Genomic DNA, 22,215 nt, shown 5'->3' on the forward strand with positions numbered 1-22,215 from the left:
TCGGGGCGGCCCGGTCACCGCCTGTGTGCGGGACCGGGCCTCATTCCGGATGTCCGGACGTGCCCCGTGAAGTCCTCGTTCAATCGACAGGTGGAATGCAGCAATGAAGATCGGCGTAATACTCGGCAGTACGCGTCCCGGGCGTCTGGGGGCCTCCGTCGCCTCCTGGGTCATGGAGCATGCCGAGAAGAGGACGGACGCGGAGTTCGGACTCGTGGATGTCGACGCGTACCGGCTCCCCCTCCTGGACGAGCCCCTGCCCCCCATACTGCAGCAGGTCACCCACCAGCACACGAAGGACTGGGCTGCCGCGATCGCCGGGTACGACGCGTTCGTCTTCATCGTGGCCGAATACAATCGCTCGGTGCCGGGTGCGCTGAAGAACGCCCTCGACTATCTCTTCCACGAGTGGCACAACAAGGCCGCCGGAATCGTCAGTTACGGCGGCGTGGTGGGCGGCGCCCGGGCCGCCGAGAGCCTCCGTCTGGTGCTGGGCGAGCTCAAGGTGGCCACCACGCGTGAGGGCGTTTTCATCAACACCCGCACGGATTTCGAGAACTGGACCGTCTTCACCCCCACGGACCAGCACGTGGCCGCGCTGAACACGGTGTTCGACGAGGTCGTCGCCTGGGGGAGCGCGCTGAAGCCGCTCCGCGAGGCCTGAGCGGGGGAGTTCGGCCCGGCAGCGCTCCGATAAGGTGATGATCTCCGGTCAACTTGCTGCTGTGGAAGGTCTGTTATGGCGATGTTCGGTAACGCGCACGCGGTCGATGTGACGGCAGCGCAGGAGGAGTTCGCGCGACTGCTGGGGGAGGACGAGCAGCTGCACGCCGCGTTCGAGCTGGTGCGCGACAGCATCCTCTTCACCGACCGCCGGCTGATCTTCGTGGACAAGGAGGGGGTGACCGGCAAGAAGGTCGAGTACCTCTCCGTGCTCTACAGGAGCATCACGCGCTTCTCGGTCGAGACCGCGGGCCCCTTCGACCTGGACGCCGACCTCAAGATCTGGATCTCCGGCAGCGACGAGCCGATCGAGAAGAGCTTCACCCGGGGTGTCAACGTCTACGAGATGCAGGGCATCCTCGCGAAGTTCGCGGCGCGGTAGCCGCCTCTCCCCCTTCGGGATCCACCGGGGGGTCACGGCTACGCGTACGACACGACGTGCAGGAAGGTACCAGCGGATGAACGACATGGTCGGGGAGATCCTCGAGGAAGTCGTCGAGGGTGTGGTGGAAGAGCTCGCCGAGGAGATCGGCGGCGACGCTCTGGAGGATGTCGTGGAGAAACTCATCGACTGACCGGGTTTTGCCGGCCGTCGGTCGGCCCGCCCGGGCCGGTCCACCGGCGACACCGCAGGCGGAAGGCCGTTCCCCCGTGACGGGGGAGCGGCCTTTCGCGTGCCCGGGGCACCGGGGCCGGATTCCACCACGGACGCCGCCGGGCTGCGGGGCGGAGCTCGCCGGGCTCCGGCCCGCGCCGGGTGTCCGTTTCACCCGGTCGGGCAGTGCTCAGGGAGCTTGGGTGACGTGCACCGTTCCGGCGTCCGTGCGGACCGCGTAGGCCCAGGTGGACGTGGTGCCCGCGGTGTAGGTGAACGCGGTGGGGTCGGTGGCCGAGACTTCGGCTCCGGCCTGCGTCGATGCCTGCCAGGTGCTGTAGGTCCCTCGCGTGGATTCGTGAGTGTGGCGGATGGTGCCGTCCGCCGCGCGGGCCACGACCTGGGTGTAGCCAGTGGCGCTGTCGAGTACGGCCGAAGGGGCGCCTGTGGCGGTCAGGTCGGCGACCTGCGTCCAGGCGGGGAAGGCGGAGCCCTCGGCGGTCTGGACCGTGGACACGACGTGGCCATCGGTCCCGCGGGCGAACACGCCGAGCCTGCGGTCCGGGTGGACGACGACGGACGGTGCGCCGGTGATCTTCTGAGTGCCGATGGTGGTCCAGGCGGTGAGAGTGCCCGCCTGGAACGTGGCGGTCCGCAGTTGTCCGTCGGCGCCGGTGCCGAAGAGCTGGATGCCGTTGCGGACGGTGACCGCGGTGAGCGGGCCGGCGAAGCCGTTGCCCGGCAGTTGGATCCAGCCGAGGTAGTCGACGTTGGCCCGGGCCTGGAGGGCGTACCAGGGGGTGCCGTCGCTGTCGATGACGAACTGTCCGAAGAGCCCGTCGGGGGTCTTGCTGACGGCCGGGTGTCCCTTCATGGCGCCGGCGAGGTCTGTCCAGGCTCCCCAGGCCGGGCTGGTGGCGGTGTGACGGCGCCACCACATGCTCCCCGTGGTGGTCTGGGCGGCCACGGCCACCTTGCCGTCGGGCTGTTCGGCGATCTGGGGCTGTCCGGCGAACAGTTCGGTGTCCGGGCCGGTGGTCCACTGGAGCGTGGAGAAGTCGGCCGGGTTGGGCTGCAGGCCGTACAGCAGCCGTCCGTTCGAGTCGGTCGTGGCGTACTCGATCGCGCCGGTCGAGGTCTGCAGGACGTCGGGCCCGCTGCTCCGGTCGATGTCGACGGCCGGAAGGGCGGGGGTGTGGTCGGCCCGCAGGCGGCAGTTGTCGGGGGCAGCGGTGATGCTGGTGTACAGGGGCCAGTTGGTACCGGAGCCGATGAGCTTGTTCCAGCTGTCGAAGACGCCGGTCGCCTCGTTGTAGCGGTAGTGCCGGATCTCGCCGCCGGTCTTGATACGGACGATGGTGTCACCGCCGAACGAGGTGATTTCCTTGGTGTCCCGCCAGTCGGCGGTGTTCACGGTCGCCTGGTGCTGGATCCAGCGCTGGCTGGTGAAGTCGTAGCGTGAGCGCACCAGGTGGCCGTTGGACGGGTCGATGGCGTAGAGGACGCCGTTGTCGGCGCCGAAGATGTGGGTGTAGGCGCCCCAGCCGGTGTCGACGATCTTCGTACCCAGCCAGGTGCCGGTGGCCTGGTCGTACTGCGACCAGCGCAGGCCGCCGGTGTCGTCGATGTACCAGAGGTGCCCGCCCCGGTCCGTCGTGATCCTGTTGTGGTTCGCCGGCGTGTTGTACGTGGTGTAGGAACTGCTGATCTTCCGGTGGTGGATGTCCCACGTGGCGGTGGCGGCAACCCGGTGGCTGAGGTACATGCCGTCGGACTTGATGCCGTAGAACGTGGCCGAGGTCCCCGCCAGTACCCGGCCGTAGTCCTGCCAGCCGGTGTCGATGACGGAGGACGCCGGCACCGTTCCTGTGCCGTTCATGGGGTCGTCGACGTTGCGGCGCAAGAGGGATCCGTCGCCCACCATGGAGTACAGGGCGCCCTGGCTGTTGCAGACGGGCCCGGCGTTCGAGGTGATCCAGGTACGGAGTGTGTCGATACGGGTGTCGATCGCACCGGTGCGGGTTTCGGTGCTGTCCACCCCGAAGCATCCTCCCTGCCAGGAACGGCTGTTCACGCCGACCAGCTGGGGTGTCCCGGTCACATCGCTCAGGAGGGGGCCGCCGGTGTCACCCGCGCAGACGGCCACGCCGTCCTTGCCGGTGACGGCGACGTCCGTGGCGTTCACCGTGTTCACCGTGAAGGCTCCGGTGTGCAGCTTCAGCGGGGCCCACTCGTCCTTGGTGCGACCGTAGCCGGCGACCCGCAGCTCCTCCCCGGCTGCGGGCGGCGACGCGCTGAGGCCGACGGGGGTGATGCCGGTGACCGGGCTCGCGAGCTTGGCGAGCACCAGATCCTGGTCGGGGTGGGGAATGAGCTCGACGACGGTGCGGACCTGGCCGGTCGTAGCCGTCAGGTCAGTGCGGCCGATGGTGGCGGTTGTCGCCCATGCCGGTGGGCCGGAAGGCACCGCAAGGCTCACGGCAGGGTCCGCGGCGAAGCAACTGGCCGCCGTCAGGAGCCAGTCGGTGTAGATCAGGGTCGCCGAGCAGGCTCGCTCGGTGTCGCCGTCGCCGATGTCCAGCTTCGCGGTGAACGCGTAGGCGCTGTCAGCGGCGGCGGTACCGGTGACCGAGTGGGCGGGGGTGGTGAGTGCCAGTGGCGCCGCTATCAGGGCCACGGCCAGCGCGGAGACGCGCAGGGGTCCGATGTGTGGCATGACCTTGGTTTCCTGGGCGGGTTCTGCGTCCGGTGGTCACCGAAGCGCTGAACGACGGATACAGGGACACTGATGGTGCGTGAGTGGGCGCGTCCGGGCTCGGCTGACCTCGCGCCGCGTGATCCGCGTCGACCGGTCGCCCGGCGCGGCCGTTCCACCAGGGGTGCCGGCGAGCCGCCGGCCCGCACGGACGCGCGGACTGGTCGCCTCGTGGGTGCGAGACCGGGGAGGCGGTGGAGGCATGGTCAATTTCTCGAGCGCGCTGTGTTACCGCGATGCCCGTGTTCTGGTCTGCTTGCCGCACGCTGCACGGAGGTGCCCCTCCTGAGGCGTGAGGACGGTCGACCGTATATCGGTTCGGAAATTCCGGGCAATCGGTCCACGAGAAAAATCCTGAACGGCGTCCTGCTCACGGCGAATTTGAGTCACGGTCGGCGATGCCGGCGCGAAGAGGGGGCGAAAACAGGTGGGACGGTTGCCTTCACCGTTCGCGGAAGAAGGTTTGAACGAGCGACGACCGTGAGCGCCGGGCCGCTGCTGCGCAATGACGCTGACAAAGTGTTCATCCTCCCGATCGACCATAAGGGATTCGGCCGGTAAACACGGACATGCCCGTCAACTCTCTGTGTCAGAGGGGAGTTGGGAGCACGCCGGACGACGATACGGATGACTCTTTGTCGCGTCAACGTCAAAAAATCTCCACTCCGCGACCCCCTGAAACCACCGGGCACAGCGTGGCAAATTACGGCGCAACACCCCAAATCGAAGGTGCTTCCTTTTCTGAACGTTTACGATTCGTGCTACAACCATTCTTCTTGTGGTGTGGGTCACAGGCCTTCTGTCGGGTCTGACCAGATTGCGAGATTCTTACCCGTGGACAAGCCGCGGTGGATTCGGGTTGCATGCCTGAGGCTGCGGATGTGAACAGGGGGTGATTCCGTCGGCATGCACATTTCGCGTTGTGCTGAAAATCCCTGAAATGATCGCGGAACCCCTGGTCCGCCGCAGCTTTCACGCCCGTTTCTGAACGCGCTCCGGCCTTCGGCCGGAACGGACGACAAGGACTGTGATGAAGGCACTTGGCACCACTGCGTCAAGAACCCGACGGTTCCTGGTGCGCACCCTGACCGCCTGCGCGGCCGCGGGTGCCCTGGCGTGGCTCGTGACGGCGGGGGCTCAGGCAGGAACGCCTGCCGGCAAGGGCGCCGCCCCGGTCGAGGCCGCCGCTGACGAGGCCCCGGGCTACGCGGTCGAGGACTTCGACTACCCGCAGGCCGACAAGATCCTCGCGGAGGAGGGCATCACCCTCAAGCGGGGCGACGGACACATCGTCCTCGCGGACTGCGGCAGCCAGAGCGGGCTGCTGGAGATCTACTCCCGCAGTACGGACAAGGTCTGCTTCCGCGTCACCGGCACCAGCGGCCGGCTGACTCTGGAGATCCCCGCGGTGTTCGGCGTCAAGGGCAACGACTACGCGACCGAGGTCGACATGACCACCGGTGACGAGCAGAAGTCGTTCGACGTCGACCCGAACACCTTCACCGCGGTGGGCGAGAGCGCGGACGACGAGGGCCGCGACTTCATGCTCGTGGAGATCAGCAGCTCCAAGTAGTCCTCAGGCTCCGAACAGCACCCTTCCTGCGGCTCTCCTCGCCAATCCGCCGTCCTGCCGGACCTGCGGAACTCGCCCCAAGGGGATCATGTTCATGAGACACCCGAAATCCGCGTGGCTCGTCACGCTGAGCGCCACGCTGCTCACCGCATCCCTCGCCTCGACCGCCACGCCGGCGCGTGCCGTCAGCGGCAGCGCCGTGAACGACACCAGCTACGGCTACACCGCGCGCCTGGACATCGGCGACGGCACGCGCGCCTGCTCCGGCACGCTCGTCGCCGCGGAATGGCTGCTCACGGCAGCCAGTTGCTTCGTCGACAACCCGGCCGCCGGCCTCACCGTGCCCGGCGGCGCCCCGCGGCTGAAGACGACCGCCACCATCGGCCGCAGCGACCTGACCACCACCGCCGGTCAGGTCGTCAACGTCGTCGAACTGGTCCCGCGTACCGACCGGGACCTGGTTCTGGCCCGTCTGTCCCGGCCGGTCACCGCCACGCCCGCGACGCTCGCCTCCGGCGCACCCACCGCCGGCGAGCATGTGACCGTCGCCGGGTACGGCCGGACGAAGGACGAATGGGCCCCGCTGGAACTGCACAGCGGCGCCTTCTCCGCGGACTCCTCCGACGGGACCACCGTGACGGTCGCCGGCACGGACGGCGCGGCGATCTGCGCGGGCGACGCCGGTGGCCCGGTGGTCCGGGTGACGAACGGGCAGGGCGCCGTCGCGGCGATCAGCAGCCGCTCCTGGCAGGCCGGCTGCTTCGGATCGGATGCCACGGAGACCCGCACCGGAGGCGTTGCGACCCGTGTCGACGACCTGGGCGACTGGGTCGCCGCCAAGACCGCGGCCGCACCGGTGACCGACTTCAACTGCGACGCCGCGGAGGACATCGCGGTCGGTGACCCGACGGCGTCCGTGAACGGGCAGTCGGGCGCCGGCCTGGTGCGCGTCGTCTACGGGGCCGGCAGGGGGAGCCTGGCACTCCATCAGGACCTGGACTACGTACCGGGCACGGCGGCTGCGGGTGACGGGTACGGCACCGAGCTGGCCGTGGTCGACTACGACGAGGACGGATGTACCGACCTCGTGGTGGGCGCTCCCTCCCAGGACGTCGGCACAGAGGCGGACGCCGGCGTGGTGAACGTCGTCTACGGCTCCCCGGACGGTCTGGGCCAGGGGAAGGCGGCACTCAACCTTCAGCAGGGCACGGGCACGGGTGCCATCAAGGAGCGGGCCTCGGAAGCCGGCGACCGGATGGGTGCCGCGCTGGCGGCCGGCCGGACCGCCACCGGCGAGCCGTACTTGCTGATCGGTGTGCCCGGCAAGAACCTCAAGGGTTCCGTGCACGCCGGACTCGCCTACTATCTGCGCGGGTCCGTCAGCGTCTCGATCCACCAGGACTCCCCGGGGGTCGTGGGCGTCATCAGTTCTGGTGACGAGTTCGGAGCCGCCGTCGCGGGTTCGCCGAACCACATCGCCATCGGCTCGCCCGGCGAGACCGTCGGCACCAGTGCCGACGCAGGCATGGTGTCGATCATGAAGCACGAGCTGAGCGCGGACGGCATCCCCACTCCGGTGGCCGGCGTGAACCAGGACAGCACCGGCATCAGCGACGCGGCCGAGGGCGGGGACCGGTTCGGTGCGTCGCTCTCCCTCATCCCCTACCGCCCGTCCGGTGCGGCCGCCGCGACCGACTCGATCCTCGCCGTCGGCACGCCCGGGGAGACGCTCTGGGTCGGTACGAACTCCTTCCCGCAGGCCGGACAGGTGACCACGGTCCGGGTGAGCGCGGCCGGCACGATCAGCGAACTGGCCACCGTCCACCAGGGTGTCGCCGGTGTCAACGGCGCCTCCGCCGCCGGTGACGGCTTCGGCACGCAGGTGGCCGCGGTGAACACCGCCCCCAAGGAGGTGGGCACCGCCTCGACCCTGCTGCTGGCGGTGGGCGTCCCCGGCAAGGACATCGGAACGGCCACGGACGCGGGCGTCGTCCAGACCTTCTCGCTGCTGGGCGCGCCGGGGGATTCCGACCACTGGATCGAGGCGGGCAACGAGCGCGGTCTGCCCGGTACCCCGGGCGCCTCGCAGTTCGTGGGCAAGTATCTGAACGCCACGGCCACCCACTTGTGGATCGGCATGCCGTACGGCCCCGCGGAGCGCGGTGCTGTCCACGGCCTGCCGTGGACGAACGCCATGGGCGGGACGGGCGCGCCGGTGACGACCTATCAGCCCGGCCTCAACGGACTCGCCCTGACGGGCAAGGCCTTCGGCATGGCGATCCGCTGAACCACCGGCCCGGCCTCATCGGCCGGGCCTGTCCGGACCAGTTGATCCGCCGATCTCAGGGACCCCGAGGCCCCGCTCATGCGGGGCCCGACTCCGGCAAAGCGACATCGACCTCCCGACGCGCCCCCACGGCCGGCGTGCGACCGCTCCCGTCCGTACGGGGGCGCGCCCGGGTGTCACCTCACCATGCCCTGCGACCGTGCCATCCCCGCCGGGCACCGATCACCAAGGAGCTGTGTGAACACCGACCATTGGAGCAGGCGTCGCGTCCTGACCGCCGCCGCGGCCACCACCGTGGCCGCAGCGCTGCCTCTCACCGCGACCGCCCGGGTCTTCGCCGCCACCGCTGACAACGGCGACGTTCCCGACCTCCCCTCCCTCCCGGACACCGCCCGGGGCAGAACCATCTCCGCGTGGAAGGCGGGCGGCTCGGCCGTGCGCAAGGCGGCCGCCGCCGCGCTCGTCGGCAGTGAAGCGGACGCCCAGACATTCATAGCCGCCGGGCTTCCCGCCGGGATCGCCGAGGACAACCGTGTCGCCCTCTACAAGGCTCTCGCCGGCTCGGGCAAGGGGACCGCTGCCGAGATCTCCCGCGTGCTGGGCGCGGGGGACGGCGACGTGGCGGCCTTCCTCGCCGGCGGCTACCAGGCGGCGCAGACGGAGGACCTCCAGGTCCTCAGTTTCACCCTGCTGAACCAGGGCGACAAGAGCGTGCGGGCCGCCGCGAACACCGCACTCGCCGACGGTTCGAGCGACGCGCTGATGAAGTTCGTCACGGACACCCAGTTCACCGCGCGGTTCCGGGACGAGCAGGCCGAGGTGTTCAAGATCCTCGCCGGTGCCTCGCCCGAGGTGAACACGTACGCTCAACGTGCCCTGGACGACGGCAGCGCGGGCGCCATCCACTGGTTCCTGGAGATCGGGCAGCACATCGCCCGGGCGCGCGACCAGGAGACCGCCACGATCGACCAACTCGTCGCCATCGTCGAACGCCAGGGCAAGCGCGCGCAGTTGACGACGGAGCAGGCGAAGGCGGAGTCGGACAAGGCGAAGGCCGCGGCCGCCGCGGCCAAGAAGGCGGCAGAGGAGGCCGCCGCCGAGGCGCAGGCGGCGAAGGACGACGTCGCCAAGTCCGCGGCCGCCGCCCGAAAGGCGGCCGGCGCGGCCACGGGCGCGGCGAAGGCCGCGTCCACCGCCATCTCGGCGTCCAACGCGGCCCAGTCCGCGGCCCGTCGCGCGGCCTGGGCCGCCCACGCGGCAGCGGCCTCCGCCGCCACCGCGGCGCGCGCGTCGTCCGCCGCTTATCAGGCCGCCATCGACGCCTCCAAGGACGCGTCCAAGACGAAGGCGGCGAAGGACGCGGCGGTCGGCGCCCGCAACGCCGCCAAGAAGGCGCGCACGGCGGCCGCCGCCGCGGATTTCGCGGCGACCGCCGCCGCGCAGGCTTCCTCGGCCGGTGTCTCGGCCGCTGCCGCCGCCCGGGACGCCGCCGCGGCGGCGAACTCGGCGGCCACCGCGGCGGGTGCCGCCGGCGCCGCGCAGTCGGAGGCCGCCGCCGCCCGCGCGGCCGCCGTCGAAGCCGACGCGCAGGCCGCCCGTGCCACGCGTGCCGCCGACGCGGCGCAGTCCCTCGCCAACACCGCGGCAACCGCCGCAAGGGCGGCGAGGGACGCCGCGAACTCCGCTGCCGACCACGCCGACAATGCGGCCGCCGCGGCCGACGAAGCGGTGAAGTACGCGGGGCAGGCCATCGACTTCGCCAACAAGTCGACCCAGTACGCCGGCGAGGCCCAGAAGGCCGCCGACGCCGCGGTGAAGGCCGTCCAGGACGCGCAGGCCGTGGAGCAGCAGGCACGGGACGCGGAACAGGCGAAGATCGACGAGCACACCGAGCAGGGTCGCGACGAGGCCCGCCGCCTGGCCGCCATCGAGGCGCAGGACGTGGAGGCGGCGCGCTACCAGCTCACCGAGAAGCAGTCCGAGGACTCGGCCACCCGCGACCTGATCGCCGCGGCGGAGAACGCGCTCGGGACGGGCGACACGGCCGCCGCCGTCGACAACGGCCGCAAGGCCTGCGTCAGACTGCTCTCGTCGCACGGTACGTGGACCCGCGAAGCCGCGGAGTACGCCCTCGCCGCCGATGACGAGGCGATCCTGGCGTGGGTCGACACCGACCGGGTCATCGCGCAGAACCAGGACGACCGCGAGACCGTTCTCTACATCGGCCAGGTCTCCACCCCCGATGTCGCGGACGCCGCACGCCGGGCCCTGGAGTCCACGGACGAGAGCTCCCCCGGAGCCTTTCTCAGCGGCGGCATGATCGAAGCGGCCAGGACCGACAACACGGCCGCGATCTTCCGTGTTCTCGGGCAGAACCCCGGCAGGGCGGTCGAAGAGGCCGCCGGCGCGGCCCTCGACGACGGTTCGGCCAAGGCCGTCCACGAGTTCTTCACCACCGGGTTCGCACCGGCGCAGTCGGAGGACGACAACGAGGCGATCTTCGAGATCCTCAACACCGCGGGCCCGTACACGAAGATGGCGGCCAACCTGGCGCTGGAGGGCCCCGGCTGGATGCGCCGGGACTTCATTGCCACGGTCCACCCCAACGTGGTGCAGCTCGACGCGGATGCCGCCGCTCACATCGCGGCCGTCCGCGCCACCCTCTCGCACGCCGCGAAGATCGCACAGGACGCGCAGACGGACGCGGCGTACGCGAACAAGGTGGCGGCGGAGGCCCGGAAGGCGGCGGACGAGGCGAAGAAGTGGGCCGACGCCGCGACGAAATCCGCGGCACAGGCCGAGACCTACAAGCAGGAGGCGGATGCGAACGCCGACTCCGCGGAGCAGTACGCCCAGGACGCCGCGGCCTCCGCCGTGACGGCCAAGAACGCCGCACTGGCCGCCCGCGGCGCCGCCCGGCGCGCCAACTACTCGGCCAACCAGGCGACGGCATCCGCGAGCGCGGCGGTGAGGTCCGCCACCAGCGCGCAGGTGTCGGCGACCGCCGCCCGTGCTTCGGCCGCACAGGCGGGCCTGGACGCCAAGGAGGCGGCGCAGGCCGCCTCGGACGCGCGCAGGATCGCCGTCGAGAAGCGCAAGCAGGAGCTGGCGGCCGCTGCCAAGGCGGCGGCGGAGGCGGCGCTCAAGAACAAGCAGGACGGCATTGACCCCTCGGACAATGCGGAAAACGACAAAGCGAACCATCCCGGGGGTGAATTCCTCGGCGGTGACACCGAGGACTGGCAGCAGATCGCCCAGCTCCTGTCCGCGGTGTCCACCGTCTCGGGTACCGTGGCGGCTCTTTCGCTGCTGATTCCCCCGCCCGTGGGGGAGGCCATATCAGGAGTGGCCGGCTCGGTCTCCCTCGTCACGGGTGTCGCGGGTGCGGCCATCACCCTCTTCACCGACGGCTGGAAATCCTCCGCCTTCCTGACCTCCACCCTCGGTGTCGCCCTGAGCGTCGCCACGGGCGGCATTCCGTTCACCAAGTTCGGTGGCGTCTCCGGTCTCATCAAGACTTCCTTCGAGGAGGCCTACGAGGCGGGCGTGCGTTCCGCTCCCGTCATCGCGGCCCGTCTGCAGCAGGAAGTCATCTCGCCCGCCCTCGGTGCCTTCACCACAGGATGGAAGGACGCCTCCGACGCGGCAGAGAGCGCTGTCAGTGACACCTGGCACGCGCTGACGCCCTGGTAGGAACGGCGGGTGATACCCTCCGGGGCGGAATTCCTGCATTTCACGAACGCAGTAGTCCCGCCCCGGAAGGGCCGCCGATGTTTTTGAACCTGTCCGTGTATGCCTGGGTTGTCATAGCCGTCGTGGTCACTGCTTTTCATGTGGTGATGATGCGCTGGTCCATGCCGACGCCGAGGGCGAAGAAAAGCGTCTCCTTCATTCCTGTGGCCGCGGTACCCGTCGTGTTGATACGGGCGATATTCGCCAGTGCTCCGCTCTCTGTCACGCTCTACTTGTACAGTGCGACCATGCTCATATTCGTCATCGTGATCGCACCGGTGAGAAAGAGGGTCGCGGCTGACATTCTCAAGCAGGAGCAGAACCCGGGTGTCAAGGTGAAGGCGGACACGCTGTCCCTGGTGTGGATCACCTTTTCCCTGGTCGTTTCCGTTGTCGTCGTCGCGGCTGTGTGGGTGTCCCAGGCGTAGGGGACAGCGGTGGTCCGGGGCGCGATGTCAGTGGCGGTGTCTACGGTAGGTCCATGCCCGACTCCCAAGACGTCCGCCGTATCGCCCTCTCGCTGCCGGAGACGGCCGAGAAGGAAGCCTGGAGCATGCCCACGTTCCGGGTCGCGGGGAAGATGTTCGTGACGGTCCCGGACGACGAGACCTCGTTCGCCGTGCGCTGCCCGATGCACGAGCGGGAGGAGTTGATCGCGGCGGAGCCGGAGAAGTTCTGGGTCCCGCCGCACGAGGTCGGCTCGCACTGGGTGCGGGTACGGCTGTCCGCGCTGGAGGATCTGGACGAACTGCGGGACATCCTGCTGGACTCCTGGCGGCAGGCCGCGCCGCCCGCGCTCCTGGAGTCGCAGGACCCCGCCGGTCCCTGAGCCCGCCACGGCCCCTTCCCCCACGAACCGCCGCCAGCCCGACCGGAGCCCCGCCGCGTGACCACCGCACCCTTGAAGACCGACGTCACCTTCACCGGACCGATCGAGCGGGCCGCCGCCGCGGCGGAACGGGCCGAGGCACGCGGCGCCGACGGCTTCCTGGTGAACGAGCTCAAGCACGACGCCTTCCTGCAACTGGCCGTGGCCGCCGGCGGCACCCGGCGGATCGAACTGGCCACCGGGGTCGCCATCGCCTTCGCCCGCAGCCCGATGACCGTGGCGACGGCCGCCTGGGACGTCCAGCGGCTGTCCGGCGGCCGGGCCGTCGTCGGACTCGGCTCGCAGGTCAAGCCGCACATCACCCGCCGCCACAGCATGCCGTGGACCCAACCGGCCGCCCGCATGCGCGAGTTCACCCAGGCGCTGCGCGCCGTCTGGCACAGCTGGCAGACCGGCGGCCGGCTCGCCTTCCGCGGCGACTTCTACACCCACACCCTCATGACCCCGATGTTCGACCCGGGGCCGCTGCCGTCCGGGCCGCCCCCGGTGTGGCTGGCCGCCGTCGGCCCGCGCATGACGGCCGTCGCGGGCGAGGTGGCCGACGGGCTGATCTGCCATCCCCTCACCTCCCCCGAGTACCTGCGCCGGGTGAGCCTCCCGGCCGTGCACGCCGCCCGGGAGTCGGCAGGGCGGGCCGCGCTGCCCTTCGACGTCGCCGGGACCGTGCTGGCCGCCACCGGCCGCACCGAGGAGGAGTACGCCGCCGCGCTGACCGCCACGCGTGAGCGGATCGCGTTCTACGCCTCCACCCCCGCCTACCTCCCCGTCCTCGAACTGCACGGCTGGGGCGAGCTCCACCGGGAGTTGCACCGGCTGTCCCTGCGCGGCCGCTGGCAGGAGATGGGACGCCTGGTGGACGACAGCGTCCTGGACGCCTTCGCCCTGCACGGCGAACCCCGGGCGGTGGGCCGGGCGGTGCGCGAGCGCTTCGGCGGCCTGTACACCCGCGTCGGCGTCTCCTTCTCCCACGACGCGGACGACACCCTCGCGCTCGACGTGCTCGACGCCGTCAAGCAGTGAGTCCGGCCCCCGCGGGGGGCGGGTCGGGAACGATGCTGCGGTGTCGGGCCCTTGCCACCGCAGGGGCCTGGCTGGCGCGCCGACGCGATGTCCCGCCGACCGCGATCCATGCCGCGCCGCCTAGCCCGGCACCGTGACCGAGCGGCGTGCCCGGCTGGCCTGTTGGCGGCGCTGCCGTGAGCGGGCGCTGGGGACTTGGGCCCGAGGCTGTGCCTGAACAGAAGCTCGACCATCGGGTAGCCGCACACCTGCGAAGCTTGGCCCATGCTCAGAAGCCTGGAGATCACCGCGTCGGTTTCAGGGGTGCGACCGGACCACCTGCTCTATTGGGTACCTCGCATGGACCTCAACCTCGACTGCTTCATATGCGAGCGCTCAGACCGGACGACCGTCCTTTCGCGTGGTGCGGAGCGGGCCGGCTGCACCGGCGATCGTGACCGTGAGCACTTCACGGCGGCTCGCATTTCGGCGTTCGACAGCACGGGTCCGGCCCTGCGCAGCATCGTCGACTTCTGGTGGGCCCCGTTTCGCGACACCAAGCGGGACGTGGCAGCCGAGGCGCCTGCCCGGCATCCCTGGGTCCGCCTCTATCTGGGCTATTGGTGCCCAACTCCAGAAGCGGCGGCAGAAACAACGACGCAGACGAATCTCGTGCGTCCGCACATCGGCAGGTGCAAGCACTGCGAGACGGAGCTGTACGAAGACAGCAGCTCACCAGCTATCCGGCTCCTGGGCTGACGGGCGTTGGGGGCCTTCCAAGCGACCGGGGCCGTCTTCGGGCGAGCCGCACCGAGCACGAGGCCCCGAGGTGTACTCGGTGCGGTCCCGGCAGCGGAGTTCGCTCCGGCAACGAGCATCGGGTGCGGCTCGTCGCTTCGCGCCTACATCACACCGTCTCTCAGAACACGATCGAGGGCTGCCCGGCCTGCGGGTCCCCATGCCGGCTTGCCGCCGGGAAGGCCCCGGTCTCCGTTCTGACCCATAAGCATGAGGAACAGGCTTTTCAGAGCAGCCAGTCCCCGGGCGCGCCGGATCGTCGCCCCGTCCGCCTGCGCGTACACGTCGAAGAAGCGTGAGGCGGCGTCGGCGGGAAGGACGACCCATGCGGCCGCGAGGTCCCACGCCGGATCGCCGGCGAACATGGCATCGAAGTCGATCACGCCCGAGAGCGTCCCGTCCGAGACGACGACGTTCGCGGGATGAAGGTCGCCGTGCACCCAGAGCGGTGGGCCCTCCCACTCGGGCGCCGCGACGGCGTCGTCCCAGACGGTCCGGACATCGTCGGCGAGGTCGTCGGGGACGACGGCGTGAAAGAAGTGGTCGAATCCGTCCGTGCACTTCTTGGGGTGGTCGCCGCGGTCATCACTGATCGGCGCGTCTTCGGGCGCCTCCACGTGGAGTGCCTTGAGGAAGCCCGCCAGAGTGTCGGCCGCGTGGTCGCCGCGGCTGATGGAGGTGTAGTCAAGTGGCTCGCCGGGGACCCACGTCATGATGGTCCAGGGCTTCGGGAAGCGCGCAGACGGTTCACCGACCCGCACAGGGTTCGGGACCGGAAGCGGCAGGCTGGGAGCCAGGACGGGCAGCCACCGGCACTCCTTGCGCAGGAAATCCGGGGCACCTTCTTTACGCGGCATGCGCACAGCCAGGTCGTCCCCAAGGCGCCACATGTGGTTGCCCCACCCGCCCGGTACCTCGCGGATGGCCAGGCCTGCAAGGTCCGGATGCTGCTCCTGCAGCAGGTCATGGACCAGGTCTGCGGTGATCTCGATCTCGGAATCGGTCATACGAAGCCACGCTACTGGGGCGGGCGCATCCCCTCTCGCGCGCGCTCCTGCCTTCGTCCCGCTCCGGCCCGGCCGCCGGCCGCCCGCCAAACGGCGAAGGGGTGCTGAGGAGAAACCCGCTATGGCTGGGGCGGTCGGCTCCGTGGCTTTACGCAGCTACCATGGGGCGAGCCTCGAAGATCGGGGCCCACATCGGGCTATTGCGGGCAGATCTCTGAGGGCACTGAGCCGCCGATTCTGGCATCTGCACGCGACATCAACGACGGTGGACAGCGGTAACTGCCACCGCCTCCAGGCAGCCTCATGTCTTGGGTGTTCCGGGACCACCAGACGCCCTGCCTCGAACTTACAAGGCTGTGTTCCGCGTGGTGGCCGTCGAAGGCTCCGCGCTCGCCGTCACCACGGCTCCTGCGACCGCAGGAGTGCCGGGGCGTTGAGCTGTTCCGGCACGGTCGGCCATGGCCTCGCCCCGTGCGGGCGGTCTTCCCGTTGCCGGGCCCTTGGCGGTCGGGACGGCGGACCGAGAAGCGGGCCGCGCCGCGGCAGTTGGCACCGTACTGTCGCCCGCTGGGGCAACACCCGGACCGGCGTGTCCGGTTCGGGCTGCGGGGTGCGTCACCGTGAACGCTTGCCCTGGACGCGTGCCGGCGGCCGTGCCCGGACGAGGCCGGGTCTGCCCGGCCGGGGCGCTGACCTGCGAAGGCCTCTATACCCCTCCGCCTCGAATCGCGCAAGCTTACGAACGAGCCATCGCCCGCGCGGACCTGGGAGGGGATCATTGGCGACATGAGATCGCGCCCGTATGTACTGCTGTCGGTCGCCTCCTCGTTGGACGGGTGCCTGGACGACACGAGCACGACCCGCCTCCTGCTCTCCAACGACGAGGACTTCGACCGCATCGACCAGGTCAGGGCCGGGGTGGACGCCATCCTGGTGGGGGCCAACACCATCCGTTCGGACGATCCCCGGCTGCTGGTGTGCCCGGAGCGGCAGAACGAGCGGCTGCGGGCGGGACGGCCGGCGACGCCGGTCAAGGTCACGCTGACCGAGAGCGGCAAACTGGACCCGGAGGCGCGGTTCTTCACGACCGGCGACTGCGCCAAGCTCGTCTACACGACGACCGGCGTCGCGCCCGCGCTGGGCGAGCGGCTGGACGGGCTGGCCACGGTGGTCGGCGCGGGCGACCCGCTGGACGTCCGCGAGGTGCTGGAGGACCTTGCCGGGCGCGGGGTGGAGCGTCTGATGGTCGAGGGCGGGGGCGTGGTCCACACGCTCTTCCTGTCGGCCGGGCTCGTCGACGAGCTGCAGCTCGTGTACGCCCCGTTCTTCGTGGGCCAGGCCGACGCGCCGCGCCTGGTCCAGCCGGCCGACTTCCCTCAGGGGCCGGGCCACCGCATGCGGCTCGCGGAGACCCGGCAGATCGGGGACGTTGTGCTGCTGCGCTATCACCCCCGCCAGGACGACTGACCGGAGCCCGATGCCACGGGCGCCACCGGCGCCGGCAGCGCCTCGTGGTCGCCCCCCGGCGCCGCGACCGGCCGGGTCCGCCACAGCCAGGCGATGTCGCGGCCGAAGGACCACACCAGCGCGCCCAGCGCGAGCGCGGCCACCCCGGCGGCGGCCGCCCCCGGGAGGATCCCCGAGCAGGCCGCGACGAGCGCGATCCCCTGGCACGCCGCCACCGTCTTGCGGGCGAAGCTCGGCGGGAGCGGCGCGTTCAGCCAGGGCAGCACCCACGACGCCGCGACGAACGCGTACCGCATGGCGCCGATCGCCAGCACCCACGGCCCCTGCACCATGGCCAGCTGCACGCTGAGCACCATGATGAGGAAGGCGTCGACCTCCATGTCGAAACGGGCGCCCAGCCGCGAGCAGGTCCCGGTGCGCCGGGCGACCTTGCCGTCGACCGCGTCCAGCACCAGCGCCACCGACGCCACGAGGGTGAAGACCGGGCCGTGGGCGGCGCCCACCACCGCCAGCGCCGTGACCCCGCCGACCAGCACCGCCCGCCCCAGGGTCACCCGGTCGGCGGGACCCAGGGCGGTGACCCCCGAACGCCGCAGCGCGCCCGCCAGCAGCGCCCACATGGCGGCTCCGTAGGCGGTCCCCGCGATCCAGCCCGCCTCGCGCAGGCCCACCGAGGCCCAGAGCGCGACGAGCAGCCCGAACTGGGCCAGCGCGGCGACGGCTTGTTCCCGTCCCGCCGACCCCTTGTCGAGCCGGGTTCCCACGGTCATCACGGTCATCTTTGTTCCCCCGGTTACGGGATTCGCGGGAGCGCCGCGTACGGTACGGCCTCATCTGTCGTGGAGGGATACGGAGAAAACCCATGAAGCGTTCGGCACGGGCCTTCTGGCTTCGCACACCAGGCGAGGGCGAGATCCGCGCCGCGACCCTGCCGGAGCCGGCTCCGGACGACGTGGTCGTGCGCACGCTCCACTCCGGCATCAGCCGCGGCACGGAGACCCTGGTCTTCCGCGGCGGTGTGCCGGACAGCCAGCGCACGATCATGCGGGCGCCCTTCCAGGAGGGCGACTTCCCGGGCCCGGTGAAGTACGGCTACCTGAACGTCGGCGTGGTGGAGCACGGGCCGCGGGAGCTGCTGGACCGCACCGTCTTCTGCCTGTACCCGCACCAGACCCGCTATGTCGTCCCGGCCACGGCGGTCACCCCCGTCCCCGACGACGTGCCCGCCGCGCGGGCCGTTCTCGCCGGCACGGTCGAGACCGCCGTGAACGCCCTGTGGGACGCCGCGCCCCTGGTCGGCGACCGGATCGCCGTCATCGGCGCCGGCATGGTCGGGTGCAGTGTCGCGGCGGTCGCCGCCGGCATCCCCGGGGCGCGGGTGCAGCTCGTCGACGTCGACCCGGCGCGGGCCGCGGTCGCCGCGGCCCTCGGTGTCGGATTCGCCCTGCCCGGCGAGGCCGAGGGGGGCTGCGACCTCGTCGTCCACGCCAGCGCCACCGAGTCCGGGCTCGCCCGCGGCCTGGAACTGCTGGAGCCGGAGGGCACCTTGCTGGAGATGAGCTGGTACGGCGACCGGAAGGTCTCGCTGCCGCTCGGCGAGGCCTTCCACTCCCGCCGCCTGGTCGTCCGCAGCAGCCAGGTCGGCACGGTGTCGCCCAACCGCCGCACCCGGCGCGGTTACGCCGACCGGATGGCGGTGGCCCTGCGTCTGCTGGCCGATCCCGCCTTCGACACACTGATCACCGGACAGAGCCCGTTCGACCAGCTGCCCGAGGTGATGAACCGTGTCGCCGGCGGTGAACGATCCGTGCTCTGCCACCGTATTGACTACCGACCGGCATAGCTCAGCCCTGGAAGGTTCCACCGTGTTCAGTATCACCGTTCGCGACCACATCATGATCGCCCACAGCTTCCGCGGCGAGGTCTTCGGACCCGCGCAGCGGCTGCACGGCGCGACGTTCCTGGTGGACGCCACCTTCCGCCGTCCCGAGCTCGACGACGACAACATCGTCGTCGACATCGGCCTGGCCACCCAGGAGCTCGGCAAGGTCGTCGCCGGCCTCAACTACCGCAACCTGGACGACGAGCCCGAGTTCGCCGGAATCAACACCTCGACGGAGTTCCTGGCCCGGTACATCGCCGACCGGCTCGCCGACCGGGTGGCCGAGGGCGCCCTCGGCGAGGGCGCGCGCGGACTCACCGGCATCGGCGTCTCCCTGCACGAGTCCCACGTCGCCTGGGCGAGCTACGAGCGGACCCTGTGAGCGCCGCGGGCGCCGTCGCACCGGACGTGCGCACCGTCCACGTCGTCCTGCCGGGCGACGTGGACGACACGGCCGTGCCGAGCGGCGGCAACGTCTACGACCGCCGGCTGAACCAGTCACTGGCGGCGGGCGGGCGCACCGTCCACGAGATCGCCGTGCCGGGGGACTGGCCGCGGCCCGACGACGCCGCCCGCGAACGCCTGGCCCGGTCGCTCGCGGACCTGCCCGACGGCGCCTGCGTCCTCCTCGACGGCCTGGTGGCCTGCGGCGTGCCCGACATCGTCGTCCCGCAGTCGGGCCGGCTGCGGCTGGCGGTCCTGGTCCACCTGCCGCTCGCCGACGAGACGGGGCTGCCGCCCGAGGTCGCCGCAGAACTCGACTCCCGGGAACGGGAGACCCTGCACGGCGCGGGCGCGGTCGTCGCCACCAGCCCCTGGGCCGGACGGCGGCTCGTGGAGCACCACGAACTGCCCGCGAGCCGCGTGCACGTCGTGCCCCCGGGCACGGACGCGGCGCCCCTCGCGCCGGGCACCGACGGGTCGTCACATCTGCTGTGCGTCGCGTCCGTGACACCCCGCAAGGGGCAGGACGTACTCATCGAGGCGCTGGCGGACCTCGCCGACCTGCCCTGGAGCTGCGAGCTCGTCGGGCCCCTCGATCGCGACGGCGCGTACACCGAGCTCATGCGCGAACTCCTCACGGCCACCGGCCTCACCGGCCGGGTCCGGCTCACCGGCCCGCTCACCGGCCCGGATCTGGCCGGCGCGTACGCCGCCGCCGACCTGCTGGTCCTGCCGTCCCGCGCCGAGACGTTCGGGATGGTCGTGACCGAGGCGCTGATGCGCGGCATCCCCGTGCTCGCCTCGGACGTCGGCGGCGTGCCGGACGCCCTCGGGCAGGCCCCCGACGGCAGCCTCCCCGGCATCCTCGTGCCCCCCGGCGACCGGGCGGCGCTGGCCGCCGGACTGCGCCGCTGGTTCGCCGAGGACGCGCTGCGACGCCGCCTGCGGACGTCGGCACGGGACCGGCGCGACACCCTGCGGGGCTGGGAGGAGACATCGCGGCGCATGGACGCGGTGCTCCGGAAGATGGTGCGGGAGGGGTCATGACGAACAGTTCCGGGTCCGGGACAACGGCGGGCGCGGCGGAGGCGGCCGCCTTCACCCCGCAGTGGCTGTCGCTGCGCGAGGGCGCCGACGCCGCCGCGCGCTCGGCCGCGCTGATCCCGCCGCTGCTGGACCGGCTGGCCGCGGCGCCGCCCCCGGACGGCACGCTCGTCGTGCGTGACCTGGGCTGCGGCACCGGGTCGCTGGGCCGCTGGCTGGCCGACCGGCTGCCCGGCCCCCAGCACTGGATGCTCCACGACCGCGACCCGAGGCTGCTCGCCCTCGCCCGGGCGAGCCTGGACGGCCGGACCACCCCGGCAGGCGCCGCCGTCACCGCCGCGGTCCACGAGGGCGACCTGACCCGGCTGCGCGCCGCCGACCTCGCCGGCACCTCGCTCGTCACCGCTTCCGCCCTGCTCGACCTGCTCACCGCCGCCGAGCTGGACGCCCTCGCCGCCGCCTGCACCGGCGCGGGCTGCCCCGCGCTGCTGACCCTGTCCGTCGTCGGCCGTGTGACGCTCGACCCCGCCGATCCCCTCGACCACGAGATCGCCGAGGCCTTCGACGAGCACCAGCGGCGCGAGAGCGACGGCCGGAGCCTGCTCGGGCCCGACGCCGTCGCCGCCGCCACCGAGGCCTTCGAACGGCACGGCGCCACCGTGCTCAGCCGCCCGAGCCCCTGGCGCCTGGGCCCCGACGAGTCCGCCCTGACCGCGGAATGGCTGCGCGGCTGGGTCGGCGCGGCGGTCGAGCAGCGCCCCGGGCTCACCGCCCGCGCCGACGGCTACCTCCGCCGCCGGCTCGACACCTGCGCGGCCGGCGGACTGCGGGCCGAGATCGGCCACACCGATCTGCTCGTGCTCCCCGGGGCACCGGGCGGTGACGTGCGATGACGCTCCTGAAGCGCGCATGGCCCTGGCTCCGGCTGCTCCTCGGCGCCGGCATCCTGGCGGCCCTGGTGGCCCGGCTCGGCACGAGCGCGTTCCTCGACGGGCTGCACATGGTCAACGGCGTGTCCGTACTCGCCGCGCTCGGCATCGGCCTGCTCACCACCGTCTTCAGCGCCTGGCGCTGGTGCATCGTGGCCCGCCGCCTCGGCCTGCGGCTGCGCATCGGGCGGGCCGTCGCCGACTACTACCGCGCGCTACTGCTCAACGCGGTGCTCCCGGCGGGCGTGCTCGGGGACGTCCACCGGGCGGTCCAGCACGGGCGCACCGAGGGCGACGTCGGCCGCGGAGTGCGGGCGGTCGTCCTGGAACGGACCGGCGGACAGATCGTCGTCCTCGCGCTCGGCGCGGCCGTGCTGCTCAGCCGGCCCGCGCTGCTGGCCGACATGACACGCGAACTCCTCCCGGGCGGCGGCGCCCTGGCACTCACCGCGGCGGTCCTCGGCACGGCCGCGGTCGCCGGACTGCTCACGGTGTGGGCGCTGCGGCGCCGCCGCCGGGCCGGCAAGGGGGCCGGCGCCCTCGCGGGCGGTCTCGCCGACCTGCGCCGCGGCCTGCTGGCCCGGTCCACCTGGCCGGGCGTGGTCCTGCTCTCCGCGGCGGGCCTGGTCGGGCACGTCGCCCTCTTCGTTGTCGCCGCCCGCGCCGCCGGGTCGGCCGCCCCGGTCGTCCAGCTCGTCCCGCCGCTCACCCTCGCCCTGCTCGTGATGGGCCTGCCGGTCAACATCGGCGGCTGGGGCCCCCGCGAGGCCGTCTCCACACTCGCCTTCGGCGCGGCCGGCCTCGGCGCCGCCCAAGGCCTGTCCACCGCCGTCGTCTACGGCGTCCTCACCCTCGTCGCGAGCCTGCCGGGCGTCGCCGTCCTCCTCCTCTCCCGCCCCGGCACCGCGCCGGCCCGCCCCGCCCTCGCCGCCCGCATCCGCGGCCTGCGCCGCGACCACGGGCCCGTCGCGGTGGCCGTCGCACCGGAGAGCTGATCCGCTGCGCGGCAGCAGGCCGGGCGGTTGTGCCGCGCGGGGTCCTATCGTTCGGTGAGTTGGGCGGCCGGGGCGGGCCGCGGTCGCCCCTGGTCG

At 71.7% G+C, this 22,215-nt stretch carries 18 protein-coding genes; 15 read left to right on the forward strand and 3 right to left on the reverse strand.

What is annotated here, in order from left to right; genetic code table 11:
• The first annotated feature begins 103 nt into the window (after positions 1-103).
• Together ABZ883_RS01475 and ABZ883_RS01480 are read left to right on the forward strand one after the other, a co-directional pair.
• Positions 104-664 (forward strand): NAD(P)H-dependent oxidoreductase, encoded by a 561-nt coding sequence (locus ABZ883_RS01475; protein ID WP_360899603.1) that lies wholly within the window; start codon positions 104-106, stop codon positions 662-664.
• A 75-nt stretch (positions 665-739) separates the two neighbouring features.
• On the forward strand, positions 740-1,105 hold the full coding sequence (locus ABZ883_RS01480) for a PH domain-containing protein (protein ID WP_360899606.1): 366 nt from the start codon (positions 740-742) through the stop codon (positions 1,103-1,105).
• A 403-nt stretch (positions 1,106-1,508) separates the two neighbouring features.
• On the opposite strand, the gene ABZ883_RS01485 is transcribed toward ABZ883_RS01480, so the two are convergent.
• On the reverse strand, positions 1,509-4,034 hold the full coding sequence (locus ABZ883_RS01485) for a tachylectin-related carbohydrate-binding protein (RefSeq protein ID WP_360899609.1): 2,526 nt from the start codon (positions 4,032-4,034) through the stop codon (positions 1,509-1,511).
• Positions 4,035-5,148: 1,114 nt separating this feature from the next.
• Here ABZ883_RS01485 and ABZ883_RS01490 point away from each other — a divergent pair.
• The 7 genes from ABZ883_RS01490 to ABZ883_RS01520 all read left to right on the forward strand — a co-directional run bounded on the left by ABZ883_RS01490 (position 5,149) and on the right by ABZ883_RS01520 (position 14,312).
• Complete coding sequence (locus ABZ883_RS01490) at positions 5,149-5,646, forward strand: hypothetical protein (protein WP_360899612.1); 498 nt, start codon at positions 5,149-5,151, stop codon at positions 5,644-5,646.
• Between the two features lie 94 nt (positions 5,647-5,740).
• Positions 5,741-7,933 carry a S1 family peptidase gene (locus ABZ883_RS01495; protein WP_360899615.1) on the forward strand — a complete coding sequence of 731 codons (2,193 nt, stop codon included), beginning with the start codon at positions 5,741-5,743 and terminating at the stop codon, positions 7,931-7,933.
• Between the two features lie 237 nt (positions 7,934-8,170).
• On the forward strand, positions 8,171-11,626 hold the full coding sequence (locus ABZ883_RS01500; protein WP_360899618.1) for a hypothetical protein: 3,456 nt from the start codon (positions 8,171-8,173) through the stop codon (positions 11,624-11,626).
• Positions 11,627-11,703: 77 nt separating this feature from the next.
• Positions 11,704-12,093, forward strand: a complete 390-nt coding sequence (locus tag ABZ883_RS01505) for a hypothetical protein (RefSeq protein ID WP_360899621.1) — start codon at positions 11,704-11,706, stop codon at positions 12,091-12,093.
• A gap of 53 nt (positions 12,094-12,146) precedes the next feature.
• Positions 12,147-12,494: an MmcQ/YjbR family DNA-binding protein gene (locus tag ABZ883_RS01510; RefSeq protein WP_360899624.1), complete on the forward strand. Its 348-nt coding sequence runs from the start codon at positions 12,147-12,149 to the stop codon at positions 12,492-12,494.
• Between the two features lie 57 nt (positions 12,495-12,551).
• Positions 12,552-13,574 carry a TIGR03617 family F420-dependent LLM class oxidoreductase gene (locus tag ABZ883_RS01515; protein ID WP_360899627.1) on the forward strand — a complete coding sequence of 341 codons (1,023 nt, stop codon included), beginning with the start codon at positions 12,552-12,554 and terminating at the stop codon, positions 13,572-13,574.
• Positions 13,575-13,838: 264 nt separating this feature from the next.
• Positions 13,839-14,312 carry a hypothetical protein gene (locus ABZ883_RS01520; RefSeq protein WP_360899630.1) on the forward strand — a complete coding sequence of 158 codons (474 nt, stop codon included), beginning with the start codon at positions 13,839-13,841 and terminating at the stop codon, positions 14,310-14,312.
• Between the two features lie 143 nt (positions 14,313-14,455).
• Here ABZ883_RS01520 and ABZ883_RS01525 read toward each other — a convergent pair whose 3' ends face one another.
• Entirely contained in the window at positions 14,456-15,358 is a 903-nt protein-coding gene (locus ABZ883_RS01525; protein ID WP_360899633.1) for an aminoglycoside phosphotransferase family protein, read from the reverse strand.
• A 786-nt stretch (positions 15,359-16,144) separates the two neighbouring features.
• Here ABZ883_RS01525 and ABZ883_RS01530 point away from each other — a divergent pair.
• Positions 16,145-16,825 carry a dihydrofolate reductase family protein gene (locus ABZ883_RS01530; protein WP_360899636.1) on the forward strand — a complete coding sequence of 227 codons (681 nt, stop codon included), beginning with the start codon at positions 16,145-16,147 and terminating at the stop codon, positions 16,823-16,825.
• On the opposite strand, the gene ABZ883_RS01535 is transcribed toward ABZ883_RS01530, so the two are convergent.
• Complete coding sequence (locus ABZ883_RS01535) at positions 16,804-17,595, reverse strand: CDP-alcohol phosphatidyltransferase family protein (RefSeq protein WP_360899639.1); 792 nt, start codon at positions 17,593-17,595, stop codon at positions 16,804-16,806. The genes ABZ883_RS01530 and ABZ883_RS01535 overlap by 22 nt on opposite strands.
• A 92-nt stretch (positions 17,596-17,687) precedes the next feature.
• Between ABZ883_RS01535 and ABZ883_RS01540 the strand changes: the two genes are divergently transcribed.
• Genes ABZ883_RS01540 through ABZ883_RS01560 form a run of 5 tightly spaced genes read left to right on the forward strand, consistent with a single transcriptional unit; the run spans position 17,688 to position 22,119 of the window.
• Positions 17,688-18,668, forward strand: a complete 981-nt coding sequence (locus ABZ883_RS01540) for a zinc-binding alcohol dehydrogenase (RefSeq protein WP_360899642.1) — start codon at positions 17,688-17,690, stop codon at positions 18,666-18,668.
• Positions 18,669-18,690: 22 nt separating this feature from the next.
• A complete protein-coding gene (locus tag ABZ883_RS01545) occupies positions 18,691-19,089 on the forward strand; it encodes a 6-carboxytetrahydropterin synthase (protein ID WP_360899645.1) in 399 nt (132 codons plus the stop codon).
• Positions 19,086-20,198, forward strand: coding sequence for a glycosyltransferase family 4 protein (locus tag ABZ883_RS01550; RefSeq protein ID WP_360899648.1), 1,113 nt, complete (start codon positions 19,086-19,088; stop codon positions 20,196-20,198). The genes ABZ883_RS01545 and ABZ883_RS01550 overlap by 4 nt, the downstream gene beginning before the upstream one ends.
• Positions 20,195-21,088, forward strand: a complete 894-nt coding sequence (locus ABZ883_RS01555; RefSeq protein ID WP_360899651.1) for a class I SAM-dependent methyltransferase — start codon at positions 20,195-20,197, stop codon at positions 21,086-21,088. Before ABZ883_RS01550 ends, ABZ883_RS01555 begins: the two co-directional genes overlap by 4 nt.
• Entirely contained in the window at positions 21,085-22,119 is a 1,035-nt protein-coding gene (locus ABZ883_RS01560; RefSeq protein ID WP_360899654.1) for a lysylphosphatidylglycerol synthase transmembrane domain-containing protein, read from the forward strand. Before ABZ883_RS01555 ends, ABZ883_RS01560 begins: the two co-directional genes overlap by 4 nt.
• The last annotated feature ends 96 nt before the right edge of the window (positions 22,120-22,215 follow it).

Source organism: Streptomyces sp. NPDC046977, from assembly GCF_040644455.1.
GTDB lineage: Bacteria > Actinomycetota > Actinomycetes > Streptomycetales > Streptomycetaceae > Actinacidiphila.

Bases quoted from the DNA above. Each gene is read 5' to 3' on its own strand.
- ABZ883_RS01475 (WP_360899603.1), top strand. From the start codon at position 104: ATGAAGATCGGCGTAATACTCGGCAGTACGCGTCCCGGGCGTCTGGGG.
- ABZ883_RS01480 (WP_360899606.1), top strand. From the start codon at position 740: ATGGCGATGTTCGGTAACGCGCACGCGGTCGATGTGACGGCAGCGCAG.
- ABZ883_RS01485 (WP_360899609.1), bottom strand. From the start codon at position 4,034: ATGCCACACATCGGACCCCTGCGCGTCTCCGCGCTGGCCGTGGCCCTG.
- ABZ883_RS01495 (WP_360899615.1), top strand. From the start codon at position 5,741: ATGAGACACCCGAAATCCGCGTGGCTCGTCACGCTGAGCGCCACGCTG.
- ABZ883_RS01505 (WP_360899621.1), top strand. From the start codon at position 11,704: ATGTTTTTGAACCTGTCCGTGTATGCCTGGGTTGTCATAGCCGTCGTG.
- ABZ883_RS01510 (WP_360899624.1), top strand. From the start codon at position 12,147: ATGCCCGACTCCCAAGACGTCCGCCGTATCGCCCTCTCGCTGCCGGAG.
- ABZ883_RS01520 (WP_360899630.1), top strand. From the start codon at position 13,839: ATGCTCAGAAGCCTGGAGATCACCGCGTCGGTTTCAGGGGTGCGACCG.
- ABZ883_RS01525 (WP_360899633.1), bottom strand. From the start codon at position 15,358: ATGACCGATTCCGAGATCGAGATCACCGCAGACCTGGTCCATGACCTG.
- ABZ883_RS01530 (WP_360899636.1), top strand. From the start codon at position 16,145: ATGAGATCGCGCCCGTATGTACTGCTGTCGGTCGCCTCCTCGTTGGAC.
- ABZ883_RS01535 (WP_360899639.1), bottom strand. From the start codon at position 17,595: ATGACCGTGGGAACCCGGCTCGACAAGGGGTCGGCGGGACGGGAACAA.
- ABZ883_RS01540 (WP_360899642.1), top strand. From the start codon at position 17,688: ATGAAGCGTTCGGCACGGGCCTTCTGGCTTCGCACACCAGGCGAGGGC.
- ABZ883_RS01555 (WP_360899651.1), top strand. From the start codon at position 20,195: ATGACGAACAGTTCCGGGTCCGGGACAACGGCGGGCGCGGCGGAGGCG.
- ABZ883_RS01560 (WP_360899654.1), top strand. From the start codon at position 21,085: ATGACGCTCCTGAAGCGCGCATGGCCCTGGCTCCGGCTGCTCCTCGGC.